Origin of the sequence: Mesorhizobium prunaredense, from assembly GCF_900156895.1 — a bacterium.
GTDB lineage: Bacteria > Pseudomonadota > Alphaproteobacteria > Rhizobiales > Rhizobiaceae > Mesorhizobium > Mesorhizobium prunaredense.
The window spans coordinates 101,344-125,558 of sequence record NZ_FTPD01000045.1 but is presented as its reverse complement, the minus strand read 5'-3'; the positions used below and the strand labels follow the sequence as shown (position 1 = coordinate 125,558).

Genomic DNA, 24,215 nt, shown 5'->3' with positions numbered 1-24,215 from the left:
GACATCGCGCCGCCCTCAGAACGCGATCAGACCGGCTCGCAGAGCGTCGACCGGGCGCTCAGCCTTCTTTCGATGGTCGGCCGGCACGCCGACCGCGGCGTTTCGCTCTCCGATATCGTCGAAGAGAGTGGGCTCAACAAGCCGACAACGCGCCGCCTGCTCCTGGCGCTGATACGCGCGGGAATGATCGAGCAGGACGAGACGACGCGGCGCTATTATCTCGGCGAGGAGGCTTACGTGCTGGGCAGCCTCGCCTCGCGACGTTTCGGCTTGCTTCAGGTCTCGATGGAAAGTCTGCTGCGCCTTTCGAAGAAGACCGAAGATGCCAGCTTCCTCTCGGTTCGCCGCGACACATACTCAGTCTGCCTCTATCGCGAGGAAGGGACCTACCCGGTCAGGACCCACGCGCTGCAGGCCGGCTTCGAGCATCCACTGGGCGTCGGCGCCGGCTCGCTCGCCATGCTCGCCGCACTCCCCGACGAGGAAGTGGAAGCGGTGCTGGCCGCCAATGACGCGGTGCTCAGATCCGACTACCCAATGCTCCCGGTCGAGCAGATCCGGCGCGACGTCGAAACGACGCGGGCCAACGGCTATTCGCTCAATCCCGGCCGCATCGTCGCCAATTCCTGGGGGGTCGGGGTTGTGCTTCGCAGCGCGGACGCAAGGCCAGTCGGCGCACTGTCGATCGCGGCGATCGACAGCCGGATGCAGCCGGCAAGACAGGTCGAACTCGTCGGATATCTCATGCAGGAGGCAAAGCGCGTCGAGGAACGGCTTGCCCAGATGTTCGCCTCGCGCGCGCATATGCGCGAGCACCCCACTTTAAAGCCGCGCACCAGGAGGTTGTCACAATGACGAAGGCTCAGATCGTCGGATCGGCGCATTCCGCGTTCGGAAAGTCGGAATTGGAAAACACCGGGCAGTCGATGGCGACGGCAGCGGCGCCCACGCTTGCTCATGCCGACGTCGAGCCCGGCGACGTCGCCGCCATCTTCGTCTACGTGTCGTTGCTGGAGCGCGCGAAGTGATGACCATGGCCCCAGGCGGCGTGACGCCTTCCTCCACGCGCGTCATGAACCTCTCGCATTTTTTGACCCAGGCGGCACGCCGCAATCCGCACGATATTGGCTTCGTCTGGCGCGAGCGGCAGTGGACATGGCGCGAGATGGAAGCGCGCGTCAACGCGATGGCCGCCGCACTCCGCGAAGAGTTCGGCGTGACAAAGGGCGACCGAATCCTCGTCCAGTCGGCCAATTGCAACCAGATGTTCGAATCAATGTTCGCCTGCTTCCGGCTCGGGGCCGTCTGGGTGCCTGCGAACTACCGTCAGTCGCCGGACGAAGTCGCCTACCTCGCCAAGGCGAGCGGCGCGCGTGGCCTGATCTGCGGCGCGGGCTTCCCGGCTCATGCTGCTGCCTGCCGGGAAACAGCCCCCGGGATCGACTTCGTCCTGTCGATCGGCGCGGCCGAATTCGGCGATGACTACGACGCCGTCGCCGCCCGTTTTGCCGGCCGGACCGTTGCCAGCGTCGCCGTTGATCGCGACGATCCCTGCTGGTTCTTCTTCACCTCCGGCACGACCGGCCGGCCGAAGGCCGCCGTGCTCACGCATGGCCAAATGGGCTTTGTCATCACCAATCATCTGTGCGACCTGATGCCCGGCACGACCCGCGACGACGTCTCGATCGTGGTGGCGCCGCTGTCGCATGGGGCCGGCATTCATCAACTCGTGCAGGTGGCGCACGGCGCCAAGTCTATCCTCCTGCCAACCGACAAGCTCGACGTGCCGACGGTCTGGACGCTGATCGAAAAATGGCGGGTGACCAACGCCTTCACCGTGCCGACCATCCTCAAGATGCTCGTCGAAGACGACAGCGTCGACCGGTTCGACCATTCCTCGTTGCGCTATGTCATCTATGCCGGTGCGCCGATGTACCGCGCCGACCAGAAGCGGGCGCTCGAGAAGCTGGGGCCGGTTCTGGTCCAGTATTTTGGCCTGGGGGAAGTCACGGGCAATATCACTGTGCAGCCTCCTTCCTATCATTCCGTCGAGGATGGCCCGCAAGCGCGCATCGGAACCTGCGGTTTCGAGCGCACGGCCATGCAGGTCGAGATCCAGGACGACGCCGGCAATGCCGTCTCGCCGGGCGAAACCGGCGAAATCTGCGTGATCGGGCCGGCAGTCTTCGCCAGCTATTACGACAACCCGCAAGCCAACGCCGCAGCGTTCCGCAACGGCTGGTTCCGCACCGGCGATCTGGGCCACATGGCCGAGGACGGCTTCGTCTACATCACTGGCCGCTCGTCCGACATGTATATCTCCGGCGGCTCCAACATCTATCCGCGCGAGATCGAGGAGAAGATCCTGCTCCATCCCGACATCAGCGAAGCCGCCGTTCTCGGCATTCGCGATCCCGTCTGGGGCGAGGTCGGCGTCGCGGTTTGCGTCGCCCGCGCCGGCGTTGTGCGCGAAACGATCGAGATTGAGCGCTGGCTGGAAGGCAAGCTCGCCCGCTACAAGATGCCCAAGCGCTTCGTGTGGTGGGAGACGATGCCCAAATCGGCCTATGGCAAGATCGCCAAGAAGCTGATTCGCGAAGAGCTGGAGCGCCGCGGCGAGTTGGGACCGTCCGAGCGGCAGCTCTCGGCATGAGGAGCAGGCGATGAACAGCAGCCACCAAAGCCGCGCCGTGGCGATCACCGGCGGCGCATCGGGCATCGGCCTTGAGACCGCGCGCCTGCTGACCGAGCGCGGCTTCGAGGTCTTCCTTCTCGACCTCGCCGCGCCAGCGCTGGGTTCGGCCTGCACGGATCTCGGCCTGAGCGAGGAACGCGGCATCGTCTGCAACGTCGTCGACGAAGCGGCTGTCGACGAGGCCATCGGCCGGATCACCGCCGCGCACAGCCTCGCCGCGGTCGTGAATTGCGCCGGCATCGCGATGGACCGGCCGTCGGTCGAGACCAGCGTCGAGGATTTCCGCCGCATTGTCGACGTGAACCTCACCGGAACTTTCATCGTCTCGCGGGCTGCGGCGCGCTACTGGCTCGAACGGAAGCTGCCGGGAGCGATTGTCAATATCACCTCTGTTTCTGGCCTTTGCGGCAACAAGGGCCGCAGCGCCTACGGCGCATCGAAGGGCGGCCAGAATCTGCTCACGCTCGTCATGGCCAACGAGCTCGGCGTCGATGGCATCCGCGTCAACGCCGTCGCACCCGGGCCGATCGATACGCCGTTGACGCAGGCCGTCCACACCGAGGACGTTCGCCGACAGTGGTTGGATCGGGTGCCGCAGCGCCGCTACGGCACGCCGCGCGAGATCGCGGCAGCGGTGGCTTTCCTGATTTCAGGCGAGGCCAGCTACATCAACGGCCAGATTCTCGCCGTCGATGGCGGCTTCATCCATGCCGGCCTTGTCGCCTGAGATGGCTCCGATGCGCAGCATCCGCCATCCCGGTCCGATCGCGTCGGAACGTTTCGCAGCGATGCCCTGCGCCGCAGAGCCGCTGACGCTGCGGCTTGAAGCCGCCAGCTCGATCAATGACGCCGTGGCGCAGGCCCTCGCGGTCGCCGGGTTCAGCGGCGGGTATATCCGCCTGCGCAACGCGCGGGTTGACCCAATGCGCTACGTCATCCCCGCCGCCTCTCCCGATGGCACGCACGCCGCGTGGTACAGCGATACATTCGCACCGGAAGGCATAACGGTCATCGAGGATGCGGGCCTCGTCGCCGGCCGGCGCGACGAGCGACCATTTTTTCATTGCCATGGCATCTGGCGCACCCCTGACGGCATGCGCCGCATGGGCCATCTCCTGCCGCTCGACTCGCACCTGGCGGAGCCGGTTGAGGTCACGGCCTGGGGTATCGAGGGCGCACTGTTCGACGTGCGCGACGACGCCGAGACGAGTTTTCGCCTTTTCGTGCCGATCAAGGCTCCGGTCCTGGGTGAGCGCCGCGGCCGCCGCGCAGCCGTCTGCACGGTAAAGCCCAACGAGGATATCGGCCAGGCGATCGAAGCCGTCTGCCGACGGCACGGCATTGACCACGCCTCGATCCAGGGCATTGGCAGCCTGGTCGGCGCGGATTTCGACGACGGCTCGGACGTTTCCTCCTATGCGACGGAAGTTCTCGTCACGGATGGTTGCATCCGCTCCGGTCGCTGCACGCTCGACATCGCGCTGGTCGGCATGGACGGTGTGATATCAGCAGGTCGCCTTCGCCGCGACGCTAACCCGGTCTGCGTGACGTTCGAACTGCTGGTTGTCGCATCCGATGAGGAACTTGCATAGTTGAGGATGCTGACCACGCTGTGCGCCCGTGTCTGCTGCGGCCCCACTTGATCGGATCGACCGAAGATCATCCGAAATTCAGGTTTCACGACCCGGTCAGAGCGGTTTTCGGATCCATTTTGCCAGGACGCCAACGATGCCTTCCCGGAACGACAGCACCGCGACGACGAAGATGATGCCCTGGCCGATCGTGACCCAGTCGCCGAACCTCGCGAGGTAGTTCTGCATCGTGACGATGACTGCCGCGCCGACGATCGGTCCGAACACCGTGCCCATGCCGCCCAACAGCGTCATCAGCACGACTTCGCCGGACATCGTCCAGTAGACGTCGGTAAGCGATGCCAACTGGAACACGATGGCCTTGGTTGCGCCGGCGACGCCGGCGAGCGTGGCCGACAGCACGAATACGGCGAGCTTGTAGCGGTTGACCCGATAGCCTAGCGAGATCGCGCGCGGCTCGTTCTCGCGGATCGCCTTCAACACCTGTCCAAACGGCGAATGGATGATCCGATAGATCAGCAATATGCCGGCGAAGAAGATGGCGAGGACGAAGAAATAGAGAACTTCGCTCGAACGCAGGTCGATCAGCCCGAACAGATGGCCGCGCGGCACGGCCTGGATGCCGTCCTCGCCGCCGGTAAACGCCGCCTGCAGCGAGAAGAAATAGATCATCTGCGCAAAAGCCAGCGTCACCATGGCGAAATAGATGCCGTGGCGGCGAATGGCGAGGGAGCCGATGGCGAGACCGAGCACGGCTGCCACCAGCGTGCCCGCGATAATGGCAAGTTCAGGCGTCAGGCCCCACACCTTTGCCGCATGGGCCGAGACGTAGCTCGCCATGCCGAAATAGGCTGCGTGGCCGAAGGACAGGAGACCGCCAAAGCCGAGCAACAGGTTGAAGGCGCAGGCAAACAGCGCGAAGCACAGCACCTTCATGACAAAGATCGGATAGAGCAGAAATGGCGCGGCGGTGAGGAAGACGAAGAGCGCGGCGAAGATCGCAAGGTGATGACGGGGCATGCCCGCGGCGCCGACGGACGTTATGGCAGCCATAGCGATCGGGTTGGTATCGGTTGTCATCACACACTCCGTCCAAACAGACCCGCGGGTTTGACGAGTAGCACGAGCGCCATGATGACAAAGATCACCACCGCCGAGCCTTCCGGATAGAATACGCGGGTCAAACCCTCGATCAGCCCAAGCCCGAAGCCGGTGAGGATCGAGCCCAGGATCGAGCCCATGCCGCCGATGACGACGACGGCGAAGACGACAATGATCAGGTCTGCCCCCATGTTCGGGTTGACTGCGTAAATCGGCGCGGCGAGCACGCCGGCGAAACCCGCGAGTGCGACGCCAAAACCATATGTGAGCGTGACCAGCAGCGGCACGTTGATGCCGAACGCGCCGACCATGGTCGGGTTCTCGGTCGCAGCCCTGAGATAGGCGCCAAGCCGGGTCTTTTCGATGATGAACCAGGTCGCGAGGCACACGATGAGGGAAGCCACGATCACCCAGGCGCGCGAATTGGGCAGGTACATGAAGCCGAGATTGTACCCGCCGTTCAGAAGCGGCGGCGGCCGGTACGGCAGGCCGGATACACCGAAAAACTGGCGGAAGAAGCCGACGATGATCAGCGCCAGCCCGAAAGTGAGAAGCAGCCCGTAGAGATGGTCGAGGTGATAGAGCCGTCGGATCAGGACGCGCTCGAGCACGATGCCGGTGACGCCGACGATCGGCGGGACGATGAACACAGCCCACCAGTAACCGACGCCGAGATAGTTGAGCAGCATCCAGGCGCCGAAGGCGCCCAGCATGTACTGCGCGCCATGCGTGAAATTGATGATGTTCAACAGACCGAAGATGACCGCCAGCCCGAGGCTCAGAACCGCATAGAAGGACCCATTGATCAGCCCGAGCAGCAATTGCCCGAACAGGACCTGTGGCGGAATTCCAAGCAGTTCGAACATGGTCGCTCCAGCTGACTTATCGACAAAACGACGCGCCGAGCTGTTCGGCGCATCGTTGGCGAGGCTCGCTTACTTGACGAGCGAACAGCCGCCTTCGGCGAGCGGGCGGAACGCCTTGTCGGCCGGAATGGTGGCCACCGTCTCGAAATAGTCCCATGGAGCCTTCGATTGGTCCGGCTTCTTGACGCGGAACAGATACATGTCGTGCAACTTGCGCCCGTCGGCGCGGATCGTGCCCTTGCCGAACAGCGGATCCTCGGTCGGCATTTCCTTCATTTTGGCCATCACCTTGGCCGCATCCTTGTCGCCGACGGCCTCGACGGCTTTAAGGTAATGCAGGACCGAGGCGTAGACTCCGGCCTCGATCATCGAAGGCTTTTGTCCGGCATTCCGCTCCTGGAAACGGGCAGAGAATTCCCGCGTTTGATCGTCCTTGTCCCAGTAGAACGCGCCGGTGAGCACGAGGCCTTGCGCCACTTCAAGGCCAAGCGCATGCACGTCGTTGATAAACATCAACAGGGCGGCGAGCGCCTGGCCGCCCTGCGTGATGCCAAATTCCGACGCCTGCTTGACCGCGTTGATCGTGTCGCCGCCGGCATTGGCGAGGCCGACGACCTTGGCACCCGACCCTTGCGCCTGCAGCAGGAAGGACGAAAAATCCTGGCCGGGGAAAGGATGACGGACGGCGCCGAGAACCTTGCCGCCCGACGCTTCGACGACCGCCGACGTATCGCGCTCGAGCGCGTGGCCGAAGGCGTAGTCCGCTGTGACGAAGAACCAGCTATCGCCGCCCTGTGCGACCATGGCCGAGCCCGTGCCGTTGGCAAGCGCCCAGGTGTCGTAGGTCCAGTGGACGGTGTTGGGCGAACAGGCTTTGCCGGTGAGGTCGGACGAGGCCGGACCCGAGGCAAGGAAGATCTTGTTCTTCTCCTTGGTGATCTCGTTGACGGCGAGCGCCACCGACGAGGTTGGCACGTCGGCGATTACATCGACATTTTCGGTGTCGTACCACTGGCGGGCGATGTTCGAGCCGACGTCCGGCTTGTTCTGGTGGTCGGCGGAGACAATCGACACATTGATGCCCTTGTCCGTCGCCTTGAAGTCTTCGACCGCCATCTGGGCCGCGATGACCGAGCCTTCGCCAGCGATGTCTGCATAGATGCCGGAACGGTCATTCAGAACGCCGATCTTGACATCTGTGGCGTAGGCCGCGCCGGCCATCAGCAGGCTCGCCGTCGAAGCCAGGACAAATCCCATTTTTTTCATCGCTACTTCCCTCCGATTGCGGCGCAACGCGCCGTTGATGATTGTCTAGACGCCGAGATAGGCGTGCAGCTTGTCGATGTTGGCGTCGAGTTCGTGGTTGGGGATGGTGTCGATCACGCGCCCCTGTTCCACCACATAGTGACGGTCCGCGACCAACGCGGCGAAATGAAAATTCTGTTCGACGAGCACGATCGTGAATCCCTCCTCCTTGAGCCGGGCAATGGTGCGGCCGATCTGCTGCACGATGACCGGCGCAAGCCCTTCGGTCGGCTCGTCGAGCAGCAAGAGCTTGGCGCCCGTCCGCAGGATCCGGCCGATGGCGAGCATCTGCTGTTCGCCGCCTGATAGCTTGGTCCCCTGGCTCGAAAGCCGTTCCTTCAGGTTCGGGAAGAGCTCGAAAATCTGCTCGACGGTGAGCCCACCAGGGCGCACCTGCGGCGGCAGCATCAAATTCTCCTCGACAGAGAGGCTGGAAAAGATCGCCCGCTCCTCGGGGCAGTAGGCGATGCCCATCTGTGCGATCAACCGCGACGGCAGCTTGATCGTCTCCCGGCCGTCATAGGTGACCGAACCAGAGCGCCTGGAAAGAATCCCCATGATCGCCTTCAGTGTCGTCGTCTTGCCGGCGCCATTGCGGCCGAGCAGCGTCACCACTTCGCCTTCGCCAACCTCGAAACTCACGCCGTGAAGCACATGGCTCTGGCCGTACCAGCCCTGCAGGCCATCGACGCGAAGCAGGGGTCTCGTCGAGGGGCCAGCAGCCGGCCTGCTTGCAAGTTCAACTTCAGGCATGTCCGGCCCCGATATAGGCTTCGATAACGCGCGGATCCTTGGAAACCGCAGCATAGTCGCCTTCGGCGAGGACTTTGCCGCGCGCGAGCACGGTGATGCGGTTCGACAGCGAGGCGACGACCGACAGATTGTGCTCAACCATCAAAATCGTGCGGTTCTTGGAGATGCGCCGGATCAGCGCCGAGATGCGCTCGATATCTTCCTGCGCCATGCCGGCCATGGGCTCGTCGAGAAGCAGCATTTCAGGGTTCAGTGCCAGCGTCGTCGCGATTTCAAGGGCGCGCTTGCGGCCGTAGGAAAGATCGCTGGCGCGGGTATCTGAAAACTCGGTCAAGCCGACGTCGGCGAGAAGAGCCGCAGCCTCGCTGTTGAATTTGGAGAGCACTTTCTCCGAGCGCCAGAAATCGAAACTGTCGCCGCGCCGGCGCTGCAGCGCGATGCGGACGTTCTCGAGCGCCGTCATGTGCGGAAACACCGCCGATATCTGGAAGGAGCGCACAAGGCCCAGCCGCGCGATGTCGGCCGGCTGCATCCTGGTGATGTCCCGGCCCTGATAGCGGATCGCGCCGCGCGTCGGCTGCAGGAATTTAGTCAGCAAGTTGAAGAGGGTCGTCTTGCCTGCGCCGTTGGGGCCGATGAGCGCGTGGATCGATCCTCGCTCGACCGTCAGGTTGACACCACTGATAGCGACGAAACCCTTGAATTCTTTAGTTAATCCCGTTGCTTCGAGGATCGCTCCGGAACTCATGCGCGAAAGCCTTCGCCCATCATCGGCGTGAAAACGTGGAAACGGCTGCGAGGCTGCCCGCCCCCAGGGTGACGTCCATGGTTCCTCCTGTGGCTTTCCCGCCCCGCAACAAACGACCTAATGCACATCGCGTCAAGGCTGCAATTTTTCAGATGCGTCGGTTCGACAAACTTTTGAAGAGCGATTCACGGTCGAGCGCATGTGCAGCGACTGCTTGGCGATCTATCGTTCGCTCCCGGAGGGCATAACCAAAGCACTTGGCTCTCGAAACAGGCGGCTAAAAACACCGCAATAATGACTATATCTACCTAATGGAGCAGGGAGATGGCTCGGCTGCCTGGCGTTAGCTGGCAGGGATCAGCGCCTGAGCCACTTGGCCGCTTCTGAACAGGAGAGGTTGACCATGACCAGTCAACTGGAAGACCGCAAGCTTGATCCAGCCGTGGCGCTCCCGGCGATCGACGAGACGGCGCCGCGCGAGCCGCATCGGCAATTTGCGCTGAAGCACGAGGACTGCTTCGTCGTCTCAGACAGCTACGGGGACATACGCGGCACCGGCGACGGGCTTTTCCGCGACGACACGCGTGTACTGTCGCGCTTCCGTCTGTTCATCGGCGGCCGGATGCCGTCGCTGCTCGGCGCCTCGCTGTCGCAAGACAACATCCTGTTTACCGCCAATCTCACCAATCTGGCCACTATCGGGCCGAATGGCAGCGAAGCCTTGCCGGGCGTCGTCCACATCGATCGGACGCGGTTCATCTGGCAGGACCGTATGTTCGAGCGCATCACCTTCACCAACTACTCCGCGCGCGAGGTGGTTCTGCCGGTTCGGCTCGATTTCGACGTCGATTTCCGTGACATGTTCGAGGTGCGCGGCACGACGCGCAGCCGCCGTGGTCGCGCCCATGACGCGCTGGTCGGCGCGGCGAGCGTAATCTTCCGATATGAAGGCCTCGACAATGTGGCCCGTCAATCGGTCATCGCATTCTCGTTCAAGCCCGATCAGCTGCATCCCAACCACGCCGATTTCCTCATTCTCGTGGCAAGGCGTGACAGCAGGGCACTGTACCTGGAGGTCGGTCACAGCGAAGCTGTCCCCTCCAGTGATCGCTTCCGCGCGGCCGCCGCGCGCGCCCGCTTTGCCATGCGCTCGAAGCGCCGGCAGGGCGCCACCGTGTTCAGCTCCGGCCGCGTGTTCAATGACTGGCTCACACGCACGCGCGCCGACATCGCGCTGCTGACGACGGATCTGGAGACGGGGCCATACCCATATGCCGGCATCCCGTGGTTTTCGACGGCTTTCGGCCGCGATGGCGTCATTTCCGCCTTGCAGATGCTCTGGCTCAATCCCGAGCTTGCCCGTGGGGTACTGGCCTATCTTGCCCACTATCAGTCGACCGACACCTCTGTGTTCGATGATGCCGAACCCGGCAAAATCATGCATGAAACCCGCAAGGGAGAAATGGCCGTGCTGCGCGAACTGCCGTTCGGCCGCTACTATGGCGGCGTCGACACCACGCCACTCTATGTCTACCTGGCTTCGTCCTACGCCGATCGCACCGGAGACGAGGCGTTTGTGGATCGCATGTGGGACTCGCTGGGCGCTGCCACCGCGTGGATGGAAGAGGTCGGAGCTCGCAACGGGGAAGGCTTTGTAACCTACAACAGGGCCGCCGACACGGGTCTGTTCAACCAAGGCTGGAAGGACAGTTCCGATGCCGTCTTCCATGCCGACGGCACCATCCCCATAGGGCCGATCGCATTGGTCGAGGTGCAAGGTTATGCCTTCGCCGCCTACCAAGGGATGGCGGCGCTGGCCGCCAGGCGCGGCGACGACGCCAAGGCGGCGCACTGGAGCGCCCTGGCAGAGAGGATCCGTCATGCGGTCGAGACGCATTTCTGGATGCCGGACCGCGATTTCTATGCTTTGGCGATCGACGGAGAAGGCAAGCAATGCGCGGTCCGCACGTCGAACGCCGGTCACCTGCTTTATGTCGGGCTGCCGTCGGCGGAACGGGCGCAGGCACTTGCCAGCCAGTTGCTCTCTGCTCATCTTCATAGTGGCTGGGGCGTTCGCACACTGGCCGACGACGAGATCCCATTCAACCCGATGTCATATCATAATGGCTCGATCTGGCCGCACGACACCGCGCTCTGCGCCTCCGGGCTCGCCCGCTATCACGAACGCGACAGCGTCGTGAAGCTGATGAGCGGTATGTTCGAGGCGGCGGTCCGTTTCAACATGCGGCTGCCAGAGCTGTTTTGCGGCTTTACGCGTGCGGCCAGCGATTCACCGGTGGCCTACCCGGTCGCCTGTCTGCCGCAAGCCTGGTCGGCTGGCTCCGCTTTCATGATGCTGCAGGCTTGCCTGGGCATTCGGGTCGACGGCTGGAAACGCGAGATCACTGTGGAACGCCCGCGGCTGCCTATCGGCATCGACAACATCGTTATCCGCCACCTGGCCATTGGCGAGGCGAAAGTCGATCTCATCTTCGAGCGCATTGGCGACCGTGTTGTGTGTTATCTCGACCACCGCCATGAGGGTCTGGTGCCTCTGGTGGTGCGCTCATAACTTTGGCCGGCAAGTGGCCACTGGCGTCAGCCGCTGTCGGCAGAGGGCCAGCAACGGTGCGCGCCGCCCAGGCTCGTCTTGAACCACCTCCCGGAACGCAATGTTGCGGCAAACGTTGCCAAGACAATCGATTGTCTTTGAGGGATGCCATGGCGATCCGTCGAAAAGCTGAGGAAGCTGGTATTTTCGATCCGTCCGAGTTGGCTCTGCTGGCTCGAGCGTTCGAACAACTCAAGCTTGAAGGTCAATCGACTGGTCAGCGTGAGGCGCTCGCGTCTCGGATTATTGCCAATTACATGGCCGGCGTGATCGACGAGACAGAACTGATTTCCCTATCCAGGCAGCCGTTGGGCCGATAGCGCCGCCCGCCCTGCTAGGCGGGCCGTCGCTGCTCATGCGGCGGGGTGAGGGCGCGTAGCGGCTGCCCAGCGAATAGCGGCTGCCGCCATAGGTGAGCTTGTTGACGGTGGCAACGGCCGCGCCCGACCAGCAGGCCGGCTCCCCATGTGCTCCGTGATGCACACTGCCATCAATGACTACGGCGCAACTGATACCTGCGCCGATCGCCAGCGTCCGTGCGGCATCTGCGAGCGCTGGATTGAGTCGCGCCTGGATGAGCCCTCGATCCAGGGTAAGTCGCAATCTGAAGGAATGGCATACACAGCCAGCGCAAACCTGTACGGCGAATCCGCCTGAAGCTCCTTCGGAGCTATGGCTTTCGAGCGCATTGATTGGCCGTGAGTTTAGTTGGTCTTCAACTGGCCGACGCGGTTTTCGGCAATCCAGCGGGCGGCAAGCACCAATGCGCCCATACTGAAATCCTTGCCGTGTTTGGCCACCATTTCTTCCGACAGCTTGGCGAGCCGTTCGAAGAATTCGTCCTTGCTCTCGTCCTCGGGGGTGGGTTCGGTTTGCATTTTGTGCTCCTTTTGCATGCGGCTGCCTTTGCTATTTGAACATCTGTGCGGGAAAGGTCACGATCGCGGCGGTGCCGTCGACTGCGCCCACTGCTAGGTGGCGTCCGTCGCCGGACCAGGCAAGCGCGGTCACCGCGCTGCCCAGCGGCCTGACGAGGAGTTCGTCTCGCGCGCCGATCTGGGCGATGGTGATCCGGCCGTTGGCATAGCCGGCCGCGATCAGTTTTTTCTCCGGGTGCGCAGCCACTGTCTCGACCGGAACCAGCCCGGCTCGGCCAGTCTCCAGCGCGCCCGAGGTGTCGCCGTCAAGTGGCGGAGCGGTCATCGACCAGCCGGCGATCCGGAAGGCGCCCGACGCAAACAGCGCATTCTCCGGCAGGCTCCAGCACAGTGTCCGGACCGGCGATGGAAATCCCTCGACAAGGTCAATCCGGCCATCGGCCGCGCTGACCAGGGCAAAGCCTCCGGCTTCGAGCCCACAGGCCAGCCATGTGCCGTCTCCACTCCAGCGGATCGATACCGGGCGCGCCGAAAAAGAAACGTCGCGTATCGGGGTAGCGTCGCCGTCGACCGCCCAGATCGACAATCCGTCGCCTAGGCCATGGGCGAGGCGCCTTCCGCCTGGCGAAAAGGCAAGCGCATCCGTGGACGGTGTCGCATCGTGTCGCAGTCGTACTGCATCGCCTTGGCCGCGTGCCAGGAAGACATCCTGCCGGTTGCTGACGGCTGTTATGGCCGTCCGGGGGTTGTGGTCGACGGCGACGACCGGCCCGTCGATCTTGACCAACGTCTCCATCATATTGCCGTCCGCGGCCAGATGCACCGCTTCGCCAGCCGCCGTTCCAACGAGGAAGCCGGAGGAAAGGTAGCTGGCGAGCGGGACGTCTCCATCCGCCAACGCAGCGGTCGCGATCAATGGTGCCTGTGGCCTCTCTCGCGGGCGGATCGTTGTCCGGCCGAGATCGCCGCTCACCCTGATCCGCGACTCCGGCGGCTCCTGGTCCGCGACTGCGGCAATTGCGACCGTTCCATCCACGCACGTGAAGGCGACGGTCGAGCCATCGGCGCTGAAGCGCAGGTCGGCGATCGCCGACGGGCGACGCCAGCTTCGCGCCAGCAGGTCGAACAAGGTCAGGTTCTGTATCGCGTGCTGGTTCATGACCATTCCCTTCGTCAGTTACCCACCGTCGCCGCGAGGCTGCGGTCGACGTCCTCGACCTCACCCTCCGCGGCGGCGATGCGTTGCTCGCACCTTGCGCCTTCCTGCATGACCGCCGCGGCTCTCTCCTCCGCCTCATGCAAATCCTGCACCAGTTGCGCGCTGGCGCCGCTCCTGCCGATTTCGAGTTCCAGGCGCAGCACATCCATCTCGATACCGGCGCGTTTCTGATCGAGCCGCAGCGCCTCGGCAGTCAGCGCGGAGACGTTGGCGACAAGATCGAGCCGGCGAGCGAGCAACATGTCACGCTTGGCAGTATCGGACCCTCCTGTCATTTTTCGCTCCCCAAAGATCCGGGCGGTTTTTCGAAAGCCGACAGCAATTTTGGCAATGTGCCGGCCTGCGACTGGAACTGTTTTTCGGCCGTTTCGATGTGGCTCTTGAGCTGATCCCAGATGTCGACGCGGATCATCGATGTCGTATCGCCGGTAAGGCGCTCGATCTCCTCGACGCGGAACTGCCGCGACAGCGAAACGCCGGAAAACACGAAGTCGCGCAACAGGATCGCATGGTTCTCGATGAACAGATGGATCATCGGATGCGTTTCCGTGGTGACGCCGCCGGCGGCAAGCTCGGCCCGGATGAAGTCCTGGAAGTGGCTCTGGAGGCGATGTTGGCTCTCGCCCATAAAGCGCATGACAAAGACCAGATCGCGCTGCATCAGCCTGACAAGATCGCCGGTGACGCCGTCGGTCTGACTGGACATTGGCTCGGGTGGCCCCCGGCTGTCTTTATCGTTTGGCATGGTCTCTCTCCAGCGCGAGGCCCGTCCATGGGCCGTCACCCCCAAATAGTGGAGAAAGACGAAGAATTGAATAGATGATATTCGTTTTTGTACTTGCTGCGCTTGCTAACTAAATATATTGCAGTTGCGAATAGGCGTTAAATATTACAGACGTACGTTACAACTGTAAAAGAATGTTACAGTTGACCATCTGCTTATGTGCCGAAAGAGCAGCGATTTTGTTTTGAGCCCTTGCCATGGGTGCTATTTTCAAGTTGGCACGGCGCTTGCGTTGCTCATTTTCACAAGAAGCCCATCGCGCTTTTGACGCGGTGCCAAAAGAACGAAGGAACGGAGGAAGCAGGTCACGTCCGCTTCGATACGCCCATCGCATATGCGGTTGGCGCCGCGGTCCCTGCCAGATGCCTCGAGAACCTTTGCCACGATCCACTTGAATGGCCGGACCATGAGTCGCGCCTGAACGCGCAACCCTTTGTCGTGCCGTTCGCACTCTCACTAGCGGTGCTGTGCGCCGCTCCATGCCGGGGTCAAGGGACTTGCGGCTCAAACCTGGTGGAGGCTTATGACCATGACGTCTCTGACGCTCAACAAGATTACCTCGCAACGCGGAATTTCCGTCGGCGAGGCAACCAAGAAGATTGCCGATCTCGGCTGGAATCCTTCCTACGTTCAGGAAGCGATGACGTTTCCGACGGACTACAAGATCAACAAGACACCGCGCGACCCGATGAAACAGGTCCTGCGGTCCTACTTCCCGATGCAGGAAGAGAAGGACAACCGGGTCTACGGCGCGCTGGATGCGGCGCTGCGCGGCGACATGTTCCGCAATGTCGAACCGCGCTGGGTCGAGTGGATGAAACTCTTTCTGGCGATCATTCCCTTCCCGGAAATCTCGGCTGCCCGCTCGATGGCGATGGTCGCCCGTATCGCTCCTGGCGAGGAACTCAGGACCGGTTTCACGATGCAGATGATCGACGAGTTCCGGCACTCGACGATCCAGATGAACCTGAAGAAATGGTACATGGAGAACTACATCGATCCGGCTGGCTTCGACATCACCGAGGAAGCCTTCGGCAAATGCTACGCCACGACTATTGGCCGGCAGTTCGCGGAAGGCTTCATCACCGGCGACACCATGACTGCCGCCTGCATGTACCTGACGGTGGTGGCCGAAACCGCCTTTACCAACACGCTCTTTGTCGCCATGCCTTCGGAAGCCGCCCGCAACGGCGACTATGCGCTGCCGACCGTCTTCCTGTCGGTGCAGTCCGACGAGAGCCGGCATATCGGTAATGGCCACTCACTGCTGATGGCGGCTCTCAAGGAGCCGGAAAATCATCTGCTGCTCGAGCGCGACCTGCGCTATGCCTTCTGGCAGAACCACGCGATCGTCGATGCGGCCATAGGCACCTTCATCGAATACGGCACCACCAACCGCGACAAGAACAAGGAGTCTTACGCGGAAATGTGGCACCGCTGGATCTATGAAGACTACTACCGCACCTACATGCTGCCGCTCGAGAAATACGGCATCAAGGTCCATCACGACGACGTCCAGGCGGCCTGGGAACGCATCACCAAGAAGAATTACGTCCACAAGGTCGGGCAGTTCTTCGCGGTCGGCTGGCCGGTCAACTTCTGGCGCATCGAAGCTCAGACCGACAAGGACTTCGAGTGGTTCGAGCACAAGTATCCGGGCTGGTACGCCGAATTCGGCGACTTCTGGAAATGGTACGCCAAGCTCAGCCACAAGGGCGAGAAGGTGCTGCTGTTCAACAGCGACGTCGGCTACGTCTACCCGCACCGCTGCTGGTCCTGTCTCGTACCCTGCCTGATCCGCGAGGACATGGTGGTCGGCGAGATCTACGGCCAGTTGCACACCTTCGCCCACGAACTCGACAAGTGGACTGCTACCGTGGCGTTCGCCGACGAATATCAGGGCCGTCCGACGCCCGCGATGGGCCGCTTCAGCGGCAAGCGCGAATGGGAGACGCTCTATGACGGCTGGGATCTGGCCGATGCCATCAAGGACCTGAACTTCGTCCGCTCCGACGGCAAGACGCTGGTCCCGCAGCCACATATGCGTTTCGACGACAAAGAGATGTGGACGCTGGACGACGTGCGCGGCAACAAGCTCGGGTCGCCGCTCAACGCGCTGCGTGCCATGTCACCCGCGGACCGTGAGAAGCACCTGGCGGAATACCGGGCCGGCTTCACGATCAATCCCTGCAACTGATCAGGCCAAAGGGGGCGGGTTCGTCCCGCCTCTTCCTTTCACTGGAGGTCCGTATGTCGGAAACCCACACGGTCAGGCTCAGCCCGGTCGGCGTCGAATTCGATGTCGAGCATGGCGAAACGGTGCTCAACGCTGCGTTCCGCCAGGGCATCGCCCTGCCGCACGGCTGCAAGGAAGGGCAATGCTCGGCCTGCAAGAGCGTGTTGCTCGATGGCGAAGTCGACATGCTGAAATACTCGACTTTCGCGCTGAACGACATGGAGAAGGAGAGCGGCCACGTCCTTTTGTGCCGCTGCATCGCCTACTCCGATCTGGAAGTCGAGCTTCTCAACTACGACGAGGAGATTTTGGCGAAAGCGATCGCCGTGAAGACGTTCAACGGCCGGATTGCTCTGATCGAGCACCTGACCCACGACATTCGCGGCATCGAGATCGAACTCGGCTCGCCGATAAAGTTCTGGGCGGGGCAATATGTCGACATCACGGTTACCACGGAAAAAGGGGAGACGATTACGCGCTCGTTCTCCATGGCAAATACGCCGGACCAAACCGAAAAACTCTGCTTCATCATCAAAAAATACCCTGAGGGAAAGTTCTCTGGAGAACTCGATTCCGGAGGAATCAAGGTTGGAGCCGAAGTTACCGTCGTCGGACCCTACGGAACCTGTTTCCGTCGGGAAGAACGGCAAGGACCCCTAGTCCTGGTCGGCGCCGGCTCAGGCATGTCGCCGATCTGGTCGATCCTCAACGACCATCTGAAGAGCGGCGAGAAACGTCCGGTCTATTTCTTCTACGGTGCCAGGACCCGCAACGACCTGTTCTATCTCGACAGGATCGCCGAGCTGATCGGCCAGCATTCGGATGTCACTTTCATTCCCGTGCTGTCGCACGCGACTGATGACGCCGAATGGGAAGGCGAACGCGGTTTCGTACACCAGAGTGTCGACGCCAAGCTCAAGCAACTTGCGGTCGACGGGCAGGGCGATGTCCATGCCTGTGGCCCGCCACCGATGATTGATGCGCTTCAGCCGGTTCTGTTCATGAACGGGTTCGAGACTGAGCGGATCTTCTTCGACAAGTTCACCACATCGACAGGTGCTACGCCGACCCACTGAAGGGACGGCCACGCAACTGCAACCACAACTGCAACAAGGGAGTGAAGACTATGCCAGCTATCTCGAGTTCAGTCGGATCCGGAGCCGCCGGCGCGGCGATCTTTGCCGATTCCGACAGCCGGAAGTACCGGTATTTCGACCCGAAGGGCCAGCGCGCCACGCACTACGAAGACATGACGGTCGACGTACAGCCTGACCCGGAGCGTTACCTGATCCAGGACTGGATAATCTCCTTTGCCGACGGCAAGGGCGCTTATGTCAAGCAGAACACTGCTGCGCAGAGCTCCAACTGGCATGCCTTTCGCGCCCCCGATCAGGAGTGGGAACGCACGCACTACCAGCGCCAGTCGAAAATCGAGACGATGGTGCAGAGCGTCATCAACAACGCCCGCAAGTCGGGGGCACCCAAGACCTTCGACAAGGCCTGGGTCAAGATTCTGCAGACGCAACTCGGCGCCTGGAAGCACTCCGAATTCGGGCTCGGCACCTCGCTGATGCAGGCGCAGCGTTACGGCTACACCCAGATGATCAACAACGCGACGCTGACCAACTCGTCCTACAAGCTGCGGCTTGCCCAGGACATCACGCTCTACCTTGCCGAGATCGGCATGGACCTTCCCGGCTGGGACGACGAACTTGGCAAGAAGGCCTGGCTCGAGGACAACAACTGGCAAGGTACCCGCGAGGCGGTCGAAACCATCATGGGCGCGACCGACTATCTCGAACAGTATTTCGCCATCAACATCGTCTTCGAGCCGCTGGTCGGGGAAGCATTCCGCTCAGGCTTCCTGATGCAGATCGCCGCCGCCAACCACGACTTCATAACGCCGGCGGTGATCTCGGCAGCCGAGGCCGACTACGAACGCAACCTCGCCAACACGATCGACCTCATGCACATGCTCGCCAACGACGAGAAGCACGGCGCGGCGAACAAGAAGCTCTTCCAGGGCTGGGTAGAGAAACACGGCGCGCTCGCCGACAAGGCAGCCACCGGCCTGCAGCCGATCTGGTCGATGCCGCATTCCAAGCCGGTCGCCTTTGCGGATGTCCGTGCCAAATCCGAGGAACGGATTGGTCAGATACTCCGCGAACTTGGCCTCAAGCGCTGACACAGGGAGAAACCGTCATGTCAACTGCAGCACGCGACGCATCGCAATCCAACATCTTCAGGGCGATGAAGGACATCACCTTCGAACAGACGATTTCGCATCAGTGCGGCGTCACCATGAACGACTCGGTGGAAGCCAGGGCCATCGCTGAATTCATGGGCCTGAAGCCGAACGTAACCGTAACCTACCAACCGGCGATGATCCGGATCGACGGCACCGGCAAACTGATCTTCAAAATGGACGAGATCAGCGAATATCTCGGCCGCGAGATGACGGCGGAAACCTTCGAGGTCAACAGCTCGACCCACTACGGGCGGATGGTGCGCATCGACGACAACACCGTGATCTTGTTCGGCAACATGGACGAGATGTTCGAATACATCGAATAGCGGCAAAAAATCAGGCGTGCCGCCTGATTGCGGCACGCCGAACCGATCAACACGCATCTTGCGGAGGAAAGAATGTTTAGGACACCGGAAGGCAAGGATATTTTCGTGGTCGACGGCCACACCCATTTCTGGGACGGCAGCCCGGACAACCAGAAAAATGTCCACGGCAAGCAGTTCATCGATTGCTTCTACGCCTATCACACGGGGCTGAGCCCCAAGGACCAGCTGTGGGAGAAGAGCAAGTTCGAGAAGTACAGCGCCGACGATCTCTATCGCGACCTGTTCATCGACGGTCCAGATGACATGGCGATCGTCCAGTCGACCTATCTCAAGGACTTCTACAAGAACGGCTTCAACACGATCGAACGCAACGCCGAGGTGGCCAAGCGTTATCCGGAGCGTTTCATCGTCAACGGCGCCTTCGATCCGCGCGACGGTGAGAAGGCGCTTGAGTACATCCATTTCCTCAAGGAGACCTACAACGTCAAGGGCGTGAAGATGTACACGGCCGAATGGAACGGCGCCTCCAAGGGCTGGAAGCTTACCGACCCCGATGCCTACAAATGCTTCGAACTCTGCGACAAGCTTGGCATCAGGAACATCCACGTCCACAAGGGCCCGACGATCCTGCCGCTCAGCAAGGATGCGTTCGACGTGCATGACGTCGATCATGCGGCGACGGATTTCCAGGGCCTCAACTGGATCATCGAGCATTGCGGCTTGCCGCGTCTTGACGATTTCTGCTGGATCGCGACCCAGGAAACCAACGTCTATGGCGGGCTTGCGGTAGCGCTGCCCTTCATCCATTCCCGCCCGCGCTATTTCGGCGAGGTCATCGCCGAACTGCTGTTCTGGATCGGGCCGGAGAAAATCCTGTTCGGTTCCGACTACGCGATCTGGACGCCACGCTGGCTGGTCGAGAAATTCTGGGCCTACCAGATCCCCGACGACATCGCCGCAGAACGCGGCGTGCAGCTGACCGACGAGATCAAGGAGAAGATCCTCGGTCTTAATGCCGCGCGTCTCTACAACATCGACATCGCAGCCAAGAAGAAGGCGCTCGCCAGTTCGCCCTTCAGCATCGCGGCGGAGTAGGGGCCATGGCAACCGCCGCCAGCGTTTCCGGCAACCGCGAGAAGGAGCTCTGGCGGTGCCTTGGTGAGGTCAACGACCCCGAACTCGACGAACCGATTACCGAGATGGGCTTCGTCGAGCGAGCCGTGATGACGGGCGATGGCAGCGTGGAGATAGATTTCCGCCTGCCGACCTACTGGTGCTCGCCCAACTTCGCGTTCCTGATGCTGGACGGCGTCCGCAAGGCGCTCGACCAACTCTCATGGTCGCCGGCCTATCGCGTCAAGCTGCACGACCACATGTTCGCGGAAGAGGTCAATTGCGGCATGGCAGCCGGCAAGACATTCGGCGATATTTTCGCTGAACTTGCCGAGGATCAGGATCTCGGCGCCTTGCGCGAAACCTTCAGGATGAAGGCATTCAAGCGGCGCCAGGAGGCGGTTTTGCGGGGCCTCCGGCAGCATGGTCTGACGGATCGGGAAATCCTCGGCATGGACCTGCCGGCATACGACGTCGCGCGGCTCGAGGCGGGCGAAGCGGCCAAACAGAAGCCGAGATACCGGGCGGCTCTGATCGAGCGTTTTCCCGACCGCCGGGCGGATGATCCCGTCTTCGTGACCTGGGAAGGGCAACGCATACCGACTGCCGCACTCGGCGCCCATCTCGCTGAACTGCGCGGTGTGCGCGTCAATATGGAGTTCAACGGCGCGCTTTGCCGTGGGCTCAAGCAGACCAGATACAAGGAACTGGATGTGGTCGACGGCGAACCGACACTGGTCGATTTCATCATGGATCGCGTGCCGGCACGAGCCGCGCCGACCGCCTGAAGCAGAGCCGAAAACAACGGCCTCCCTCGCACGAGGCCCCTAACCAACAACCCGCCCGTAAGGCGGAAGGAGGAATCATGCCCAAAGTAATGCTTCACAACTCCGACGCCCGCCGCGCTCTCGCCCGTGGCGTCTTTCGGCTGGCCGCTGCCGTCGAGCCGACGCTTGGCCCCAAAGGCATGAACGCCATGATCGACCGGCCGATCGGCACGCCGATGGTGACCCGTGACGGTGTCAGCATCGCCTCCGAGATCGAATTGCACGACCGTTTCGAAAACATGGGCGCGCAGGTCGTTCGCGAAGTGTCGATGCAAACCAACGAGGTCGCCGGCGACGGTACCACGACTGCCATCGTGCTCGCCAACGCTCTCATCCAGGGCGGTGTGGAGGCGAATGAACGCGGCGTGAAATCCGTCGATCTGTGCAAGGGCATCGACCTTGCCGTGACAGCGGTAGTGGCGGCGCTCAAGGCTTCGGCCAAGCCGGCCAAGGGCAACGGAATTCTCGCCTCGGTCGCCAACATCGCGGCGACCAATGCCAAGCTTGGCGCACTGGTGGCCGAAGCCCATCAGCGGGTAGGGGCCGAAGGCGTCATCACCACTGACTTCAGCGTGACGACCGAGACCACGCTTGACGTGGTCGAGGGCATGTCCTTCGAACGCGGCTATCTCTCGCACCACATGGTGACCGATCAGGAGAAGATGGAGGCGGTTCTCGAACGGCCCTACATCCTGATGACCGATCTCAAGATCAAGGAGCCCGAGGCGCTGGATGCGGCTCGCCGCATTGCCGACGAGGCCGGTCGGCCGCTGCTGATCGTGTCCGAGGAAATGTCGCCGGAAGTCGTGGTGACGCTGCTCGGCAGGCAGGGACCTGGAAAATACCTTGTCGTCCATCCGCCGGAATATGGCCATTGGCGCAAGGCGATGATGGAGGATCTGGCGATCATCACCGGCGGCAAGGTGATCGCGCGCGACCTCGGCGGCCGGCTGGAGGACATCACCGCCGACGACCTCGGAACGGCTGACCGGGTGAAGACCAGTTCGTCTTACACCTCGATCATCCGCGGCGGCGGCGACCACGCGGCAATCGCGTCGCGTCGCGCTCAGGTGCAGCGGCAGTATGAAGCTTCGCCGCCGAATATCGATCAGGACAAGCTGCGCGAACGCCTGGCCAAGCTTTCTGGCGGCACTGCGATTCTCTATGCCGGCGGTGTCACGCCGGTCGAGCAGAAGCGAACCATTCAGCTCATCGAGGATTCGCTGAATGCGGTGCGCGCCGCATCCGAAGAGGGCGTGGTCGCCGGAGGTGGCTCGGCGCTTGCCCAGATCGCGCCGCTGCTCGACAAGGTAGCGGCAGGCGTCGACGGCGATGTCGCCGAAGGCGTGCGCCTGGTGCGATCGGTGCTGTCGCGGCCGCTCTGGCGCATAGCCGTCAACGCCGGCGCCGATCCCGAGGCAGTGGTGGCGGAAGTCACGCGCATCAACGGCGGCTACGGCTACAACGCGTCTGCCGGCAGCTACCAGAACATGTTCGAGGCAGGGATCATTGATCCGGTCCGCGTCACCTACACAGCACTCGCCAACGCAGCTTCGGTGGCGACGCTGATCCTGACCACCGAAACGCTGATCGGCCATCTCGCCGAGGACGAGGACCCGACGGCCGGACCGGCTCGCGGTGGCGGCTCTGAAAAGCTCGGCCGCGCCTGAAGCAATCCGAACAATCTCGACGTTGAAAGGATACGACGATGAAAGCTGCCAGACTGTACGAATACGACCCAAAGATGAACGTCCAGCTCAGGATCGAGGAGGTCAGGGCACCGACTATCACTGCCCCCGACGAGGTGATCGTGCGGGTCGGCGCCGCCGGCCTGTGCCGCACCGATCTCCACATCATAGAAGGTGTATGGAAGCCGACCATGGACCCCGAAGGCACGCTGTTGCCCTACATCATGGGTCACGAGAATGCCGGCTGGGTCGAGGAGGTCGGCAGCGGCGTCAGGTCGGTCAAGCGCGGTGACGCCGTGATCTGCCACCCCTTCCGCTCGTGCGGCATCTGCCTCAACTGCCGCCACGGCGAGGATATGTACTGCGATAACGGCCAATTTCCGGGCCTCGGCATGAATGGCGGTTTCGCGGAGTATTTCATCACCAGCGAGCGTTCGTTGATCAAGCTGAACGCTAACGTCACGCCGATCGAGGTGGCGCCGCTGGCTGACGCCGGCATCACTGCCTACCGCGCCGCCAAGCGGGCGGCCAAGCTGCTAAGGCCAGGGAGTCACTGTGTGCTGCTCGGCATAGGCGGGCTCGGCCACATCGCGCTGCAATCGCTGCACGCGATCTCGGGCTGCCGCATCATCGCCGTCGATCGCGAGCCGGCAGCACAGGTGCTGGCCAAGGATCTCGGCGCCGACTTCGTCCTCGATGGTGGCCCGAACATCGTCGAGGAGGTCAGCCAAATCACCGGCGGCGGCGCCCATGTCGTCATCGATTTCGTCGGTGAACTCGGTGTCGAGAACATCTGCTGGAAGATGGTGCGCAAGGGCGGGCAACTGTTCGTCGTCGGCTATGGCGGCAATATCAACGTACCGACCGCGCATCTCGTCATCGAGGAGATCAACATCGGCGGCAGCCTCGTCGGCAACTTCACCGAGCTTGTCGAACTGATGGAGCTGAACGCCGATGGCAAGGTGAAGATGCACTACACCGAGTACAATCTCGCCAGCATCAACACCGCACTCGACGATTTCAAGAACCGGCGGTTCACCGGCCGCGGCGTCATCGTGCCCTGAAATATATGGACCGGATTTCGCGCGGACGGGTGCGGTGTCCGGTCACATTTTGAGGGAGAGAAAGGGTCCAAGCGGCATCACCAGATCGGCGCTGCTGTGGTGATTTCGCTGGCCTTGGCATGACTTCCCCCCACCCAGCGGCGCGAATGCTGCGGGGCTTT

General features: G+C 62.1%; 24 protein-coding genes. 15 read left to right on the top strand and 9 right to left on the bottom strand.

All coding sequences use genetic code 11. The annotated features are described in order from the left end of the window. The first annotated feature begins 3 nt into the window (after positions 1-3). The 5 genes from BQ8794_RS24455 to BQ8794_RS24440 are packed head-to-tail and all read left to right on the top strand — an operon-like array spanning position 4 to position 4,287. Entirely contained in the window at positions 4-855 is an 852-nt protein-coding gene (locus BQ8794_RS24455) for an IclR family transcriptional regulator (protein ID WP_174654533.1), read from the top strand. Next, complete coding sequence (locus tag BQ8794_RS35740) at positions 852-1,028, top strand: hypothetical protein (protein WP_167378824.1); 177 nt, start codon at positions 852-854, stop codon at positions 1,026-1,028. Before BQ8794_RS24455 ends, BQ8794_RS35740 begins: the two co-directional genes overlap by 4 nt. After that, positions 1,028-2,653 carry an acyl-CoA synthetase gene (locus BQ8794_RS24450; RefSeq protein WP_077381175.1) on the top strand — a complete coding sequence of 542 codons (1,626 nt, stop codon included), beginning with the start codon at positions 1,028-1,030 and terminating at the stop codon, positions 2,651-2,653. Before BQ8794_RS35740 ends, BQ8794_RS24450 begins: the two co-directional genes overlap by 1 nt. 10 nt (positions 2,654-2,663) lie before the next feature. Then, positions 2,664-3,422, top strand: coding sequence for an SDR family NAD(P)-dependent oxidoreductase (locus BQ8794_RS24445; protein WP_077381174.1), 759 nt, complete (start codon positions 2,664-2,666; stop codon positions 3,420-3,422). A 10-nt stretch (positions 3,423-3,432) separates the two neighbouring features. Further along, positions 3,433-4,287 carry a PCC domain-containing protein gene (locus tag BQ8794_RS24440; RefSeq protein ID WP_143744670.1) on the top strand — a complete coding sequence of 285 codons (855 nt, stop codon included), beginning with the start codon at positions 3,433-3,435 and terminating at the stop codon, positions 4,285-4,287. 96 nt (positions 4,288-4,383) lie between these two features. On the opposite strand, the gene BQ8794_RS24435 is transcribed toward BQ8794_RS24440, so the two are convergent. From BQ8794_RS24435 to BQ8794_RS24415, 5 genes are all read right to left on the bottom strand, one after another. Beyond that, positions 4,384-5,367 (bottom strand): branched-chain amino acid ABC transporter permease, encoded by a 984-nt coding sequence (locus BQ8794_RS24435; protein ID WP_077381172.1) that lies wholly within the window; start codon positions 5,365-5,367, stop codon positions 4,384-4,386. After that, positions 5,367-6,254 (bottom strand): branched-chain amino acid ABC transporter permease, encoded by an 888-nt coding sequence (locus tag BQ8794_RS24430; RefSeq protein WP_077381171.1) that lies wholly within the window; start codon positions 6,252-6,254, stop codon positions 5,367-5,369. Before BQ8794_RS24430 ends, BQ8794_RS24435 begins: the two co-directional genes overlap by 1 nt. Positions 6,255-6,323: 69 nt before the next feature. Beyond that, positions 6,324-7,511, bottom strand: a complete 1,188-nt coding sequence (locus tag BQ8794_RS24425) for an ABC transporter substrate-binding protein (RefSeq protein ID WP_425293585.1) — start codon at positions 7,509-7,511, stop codon at positions 6,324-6,326. Positions 7,512-7,565: 54 nt separating this feature from the next. Beyond that, positions 7,566-8,312, bottom strand: a complete 747-nt coding sequence (locus BQ8794_RS24420; RefSeq protein WP_077381169.1) for an ABC transporter ATP-binding protein — start codon at positions 8,310-8,312, stop codon at positions 7,566-7,568. Next, on the bottom strand, positions 8,305-9,060 hold the full coding sequence (locus BQ8794_RS24415) for an ABC transporter ATP-binding protein (RefSeq protein WP_077381168.1): 756 nt from the start codon (positions 9,058-9,060) through the stop codon (positions 8,305-8,307). The genes BQ8794_RS24420 and BQ8794_RS24415 overlap by 8 nt, the downstream gene beginning before the upstream one ends. Before the next feature lie 403 nt (positions 9,061-9,463). On the opposite strand from BQ8794_RS24415, the gene BQ8794_RS24410 reads away from it, so the two are divergent. Continuing rightward, positions 9,464-11,632, top strand: a complete 2,169-nt coding sequence (locus BQ8794_RS24410; RefSeq protein WP_077381167.1) for an amylo-alpha-1,6-glucosidase — start codon at positions 9,464-9,466, stop codon at positions 11,630-11,632. Positions 11,633-11,781: 149 nt separating this feature from the next. Next, complete coding sequence (locus BQ8794_RS24405; RefSeq protein WP_077381166.1) at positions 11,782-11,991, top strand: hypothetical protein; 210 nt, start codon at positions 11,782-11,784, stop codon at positions 11,989-11,991. Positions 11,992-12,375: 384 nt separating this feature from the next. Here the strand turns inward: BQ8794_RS24405 and BQ8794_RS35735 are convergent, their stop codons facing one another. The 4 genes from BQ8794_RS35735 to BQ8794_RS24385 are packed head-to-tail and all read right to left on the bottom strand — an operon-like array spanning position 12,376 to position 14,513. Continuing rightward, positions 12,376-12,549, bottom strand: a complete 174-nt coding sequence (locus BQ8794_RS35735; protein ID WP_167366274.1) for a hypothetical protein — start codon at positions 12,547-12,549, stop codon at positions 12,376-12,378. Between the two features lie 31 nt (positions 12,550-12,580). After that, positions 12,581-13,708 carry a WD40 repeat domain-containing protein gene (locus BQ8794_RS24395; RefSeq protein ID WP_077381666.1) on the bottom strand — a complete coding sequence of 376 codons (1,128 nt, stop codon included), beginning with the start codon at positions 13,706-13,708 and terminating at the stop codon, positions 12,581-12,583. A 14-nt stretch (positions 13,709-13,722) separates the two neighbouring features. Further along, a complete protein-coding gene (locus BQ8794_RS24390; RefSeq protein WP_077381165.1) occupies positions 13,723-14,043 on the bottom strand; it encodes a hypothetical protein in 321 nt (106 codons plus the stop codon). Then, complete coding sequence (locus BQ8794_RS24385) at positions 14,040-14,513, bottom strand: hypothetical protein (protein ID WP_077381164.1); 474 nt, start codon at positions 14,511-14,513, stop codon at positions 14,040-14,042. Before BQ8794_RS24385 ends, BQ8794_RS24390 begins: the two co-directional genes overlap by 4 nt. Before the next feature lie 562 nt (positions 14,514-15,075). On the opposite strand from BQ8794_RS24385, the gene BQ8794_RS24375 reads away from it, so the two are divergent. The 8 genes from BQ8794_RS24375 to BQ8794_RS24340 all read left to right on the top strand — a co-directional run bounded on the left by BQ8794_RS24375 (position 15,076) and on the right by BQ8794_RS24340 (position 24,054). Next, positions 15,076-16,749, top strand: coding sequence for an aromatic/alkene/methane monooxygenase hydroxylase/oxygenase subunit alpha (locus tag BQ8794_RS24375; protein WP_210189858.1), 1,674 nt, complete (start codon positions 15,076-15,078; stop codon positions 16,747-16,749). Between the two features lie 53 nt (positions 16,750-16,802). Further along, positions 16,803-17,864: an NADH:ubiquinone reductase (Na(+)-transporting) subunit F gene (locus BQ8794_RS24370; RefSeq protein ID WP_077381162.1), complete on the top strand. Its 1,062-nt coding sequence runs from the start codon at positions 16,803-16,805 to the stop codon at positions 17,862-17,864. A 50-nt stretch (positions 17,865-17,914) separates the two neighbouring features. Beyond that, a complete protein-coding gene (locus BQ8794_RS24365; RefSeq protein ID WP_023799650.1) occupies positions 17,915-18,973 on the top strand; it encodes an aromatic/alkene monooxygenase hydroxylase subunit beta in 1,059 nt (352 codons plus the stop codon). Positions 18,974-18,990: 17 nt separating this feature from the next. Beyond that, a complete protein-coding gene (locus BQ8794_RS24360) occupies positions 18,991-19,362 on the top strand; it encodes an MmoB/DmpM family protein (RefSeq protein WP_023799649.1) in 372 nt (123 codons plus the stop codon). Positions 19,363-19,434: 72 nt separating this feature from the next. After that, positions 19,435-20,457, top strand: coding sequence for an amidohydrolase family protein (locus BQ8794_RS24355; RefSeq protein WP_077381664.1), 1,023 nt, complete (start codon positions 19,435-19,437; stop codon positions 20,455-20,457). Positions 20,458-20,462: 5 nt separating this feature from the next. After that, complete coding sequence (locus BQ8794_RS24350) at positions 20,463-21,263, top strand: iron-sulfur cluster assembly protein (RefSeq protein ID WP_077381161.1); 801 nt, start codon at positions 20,463-20,465, stop codon at positions 21,261-21,263. A 77-nt stretch (positions 21,264-21,340) separates the two neighbouring features. Beyond that, a complete protein-coding gene (gene groEL / locus BQ8794_RS24345; protein ID WP_077381160.1) occupies positions 21,341-22,972 on the top strand; it encodes a molecular chaperone GroEL in 1,632 nt (543 codons plus the stop codon). Between the two features lie 38 nt (positions 22,973-23,010). Beyond that, positions 23,011-24,054 carry an NAD(P)-dependent alcohol dehydrogenase gene (locus tag BQ8794_RS24340; RefSeq protein WP_077381159.1) on the top strand — a complete coding sequence of 348 codons (1,044 nt, stop codon included), beginning with the start codon at positions 23,011-23,013 and terminating at the stop codon, positions 24,052-24,054. Positions 24,055-24,215: the final 161 nt, after the last annotated feature.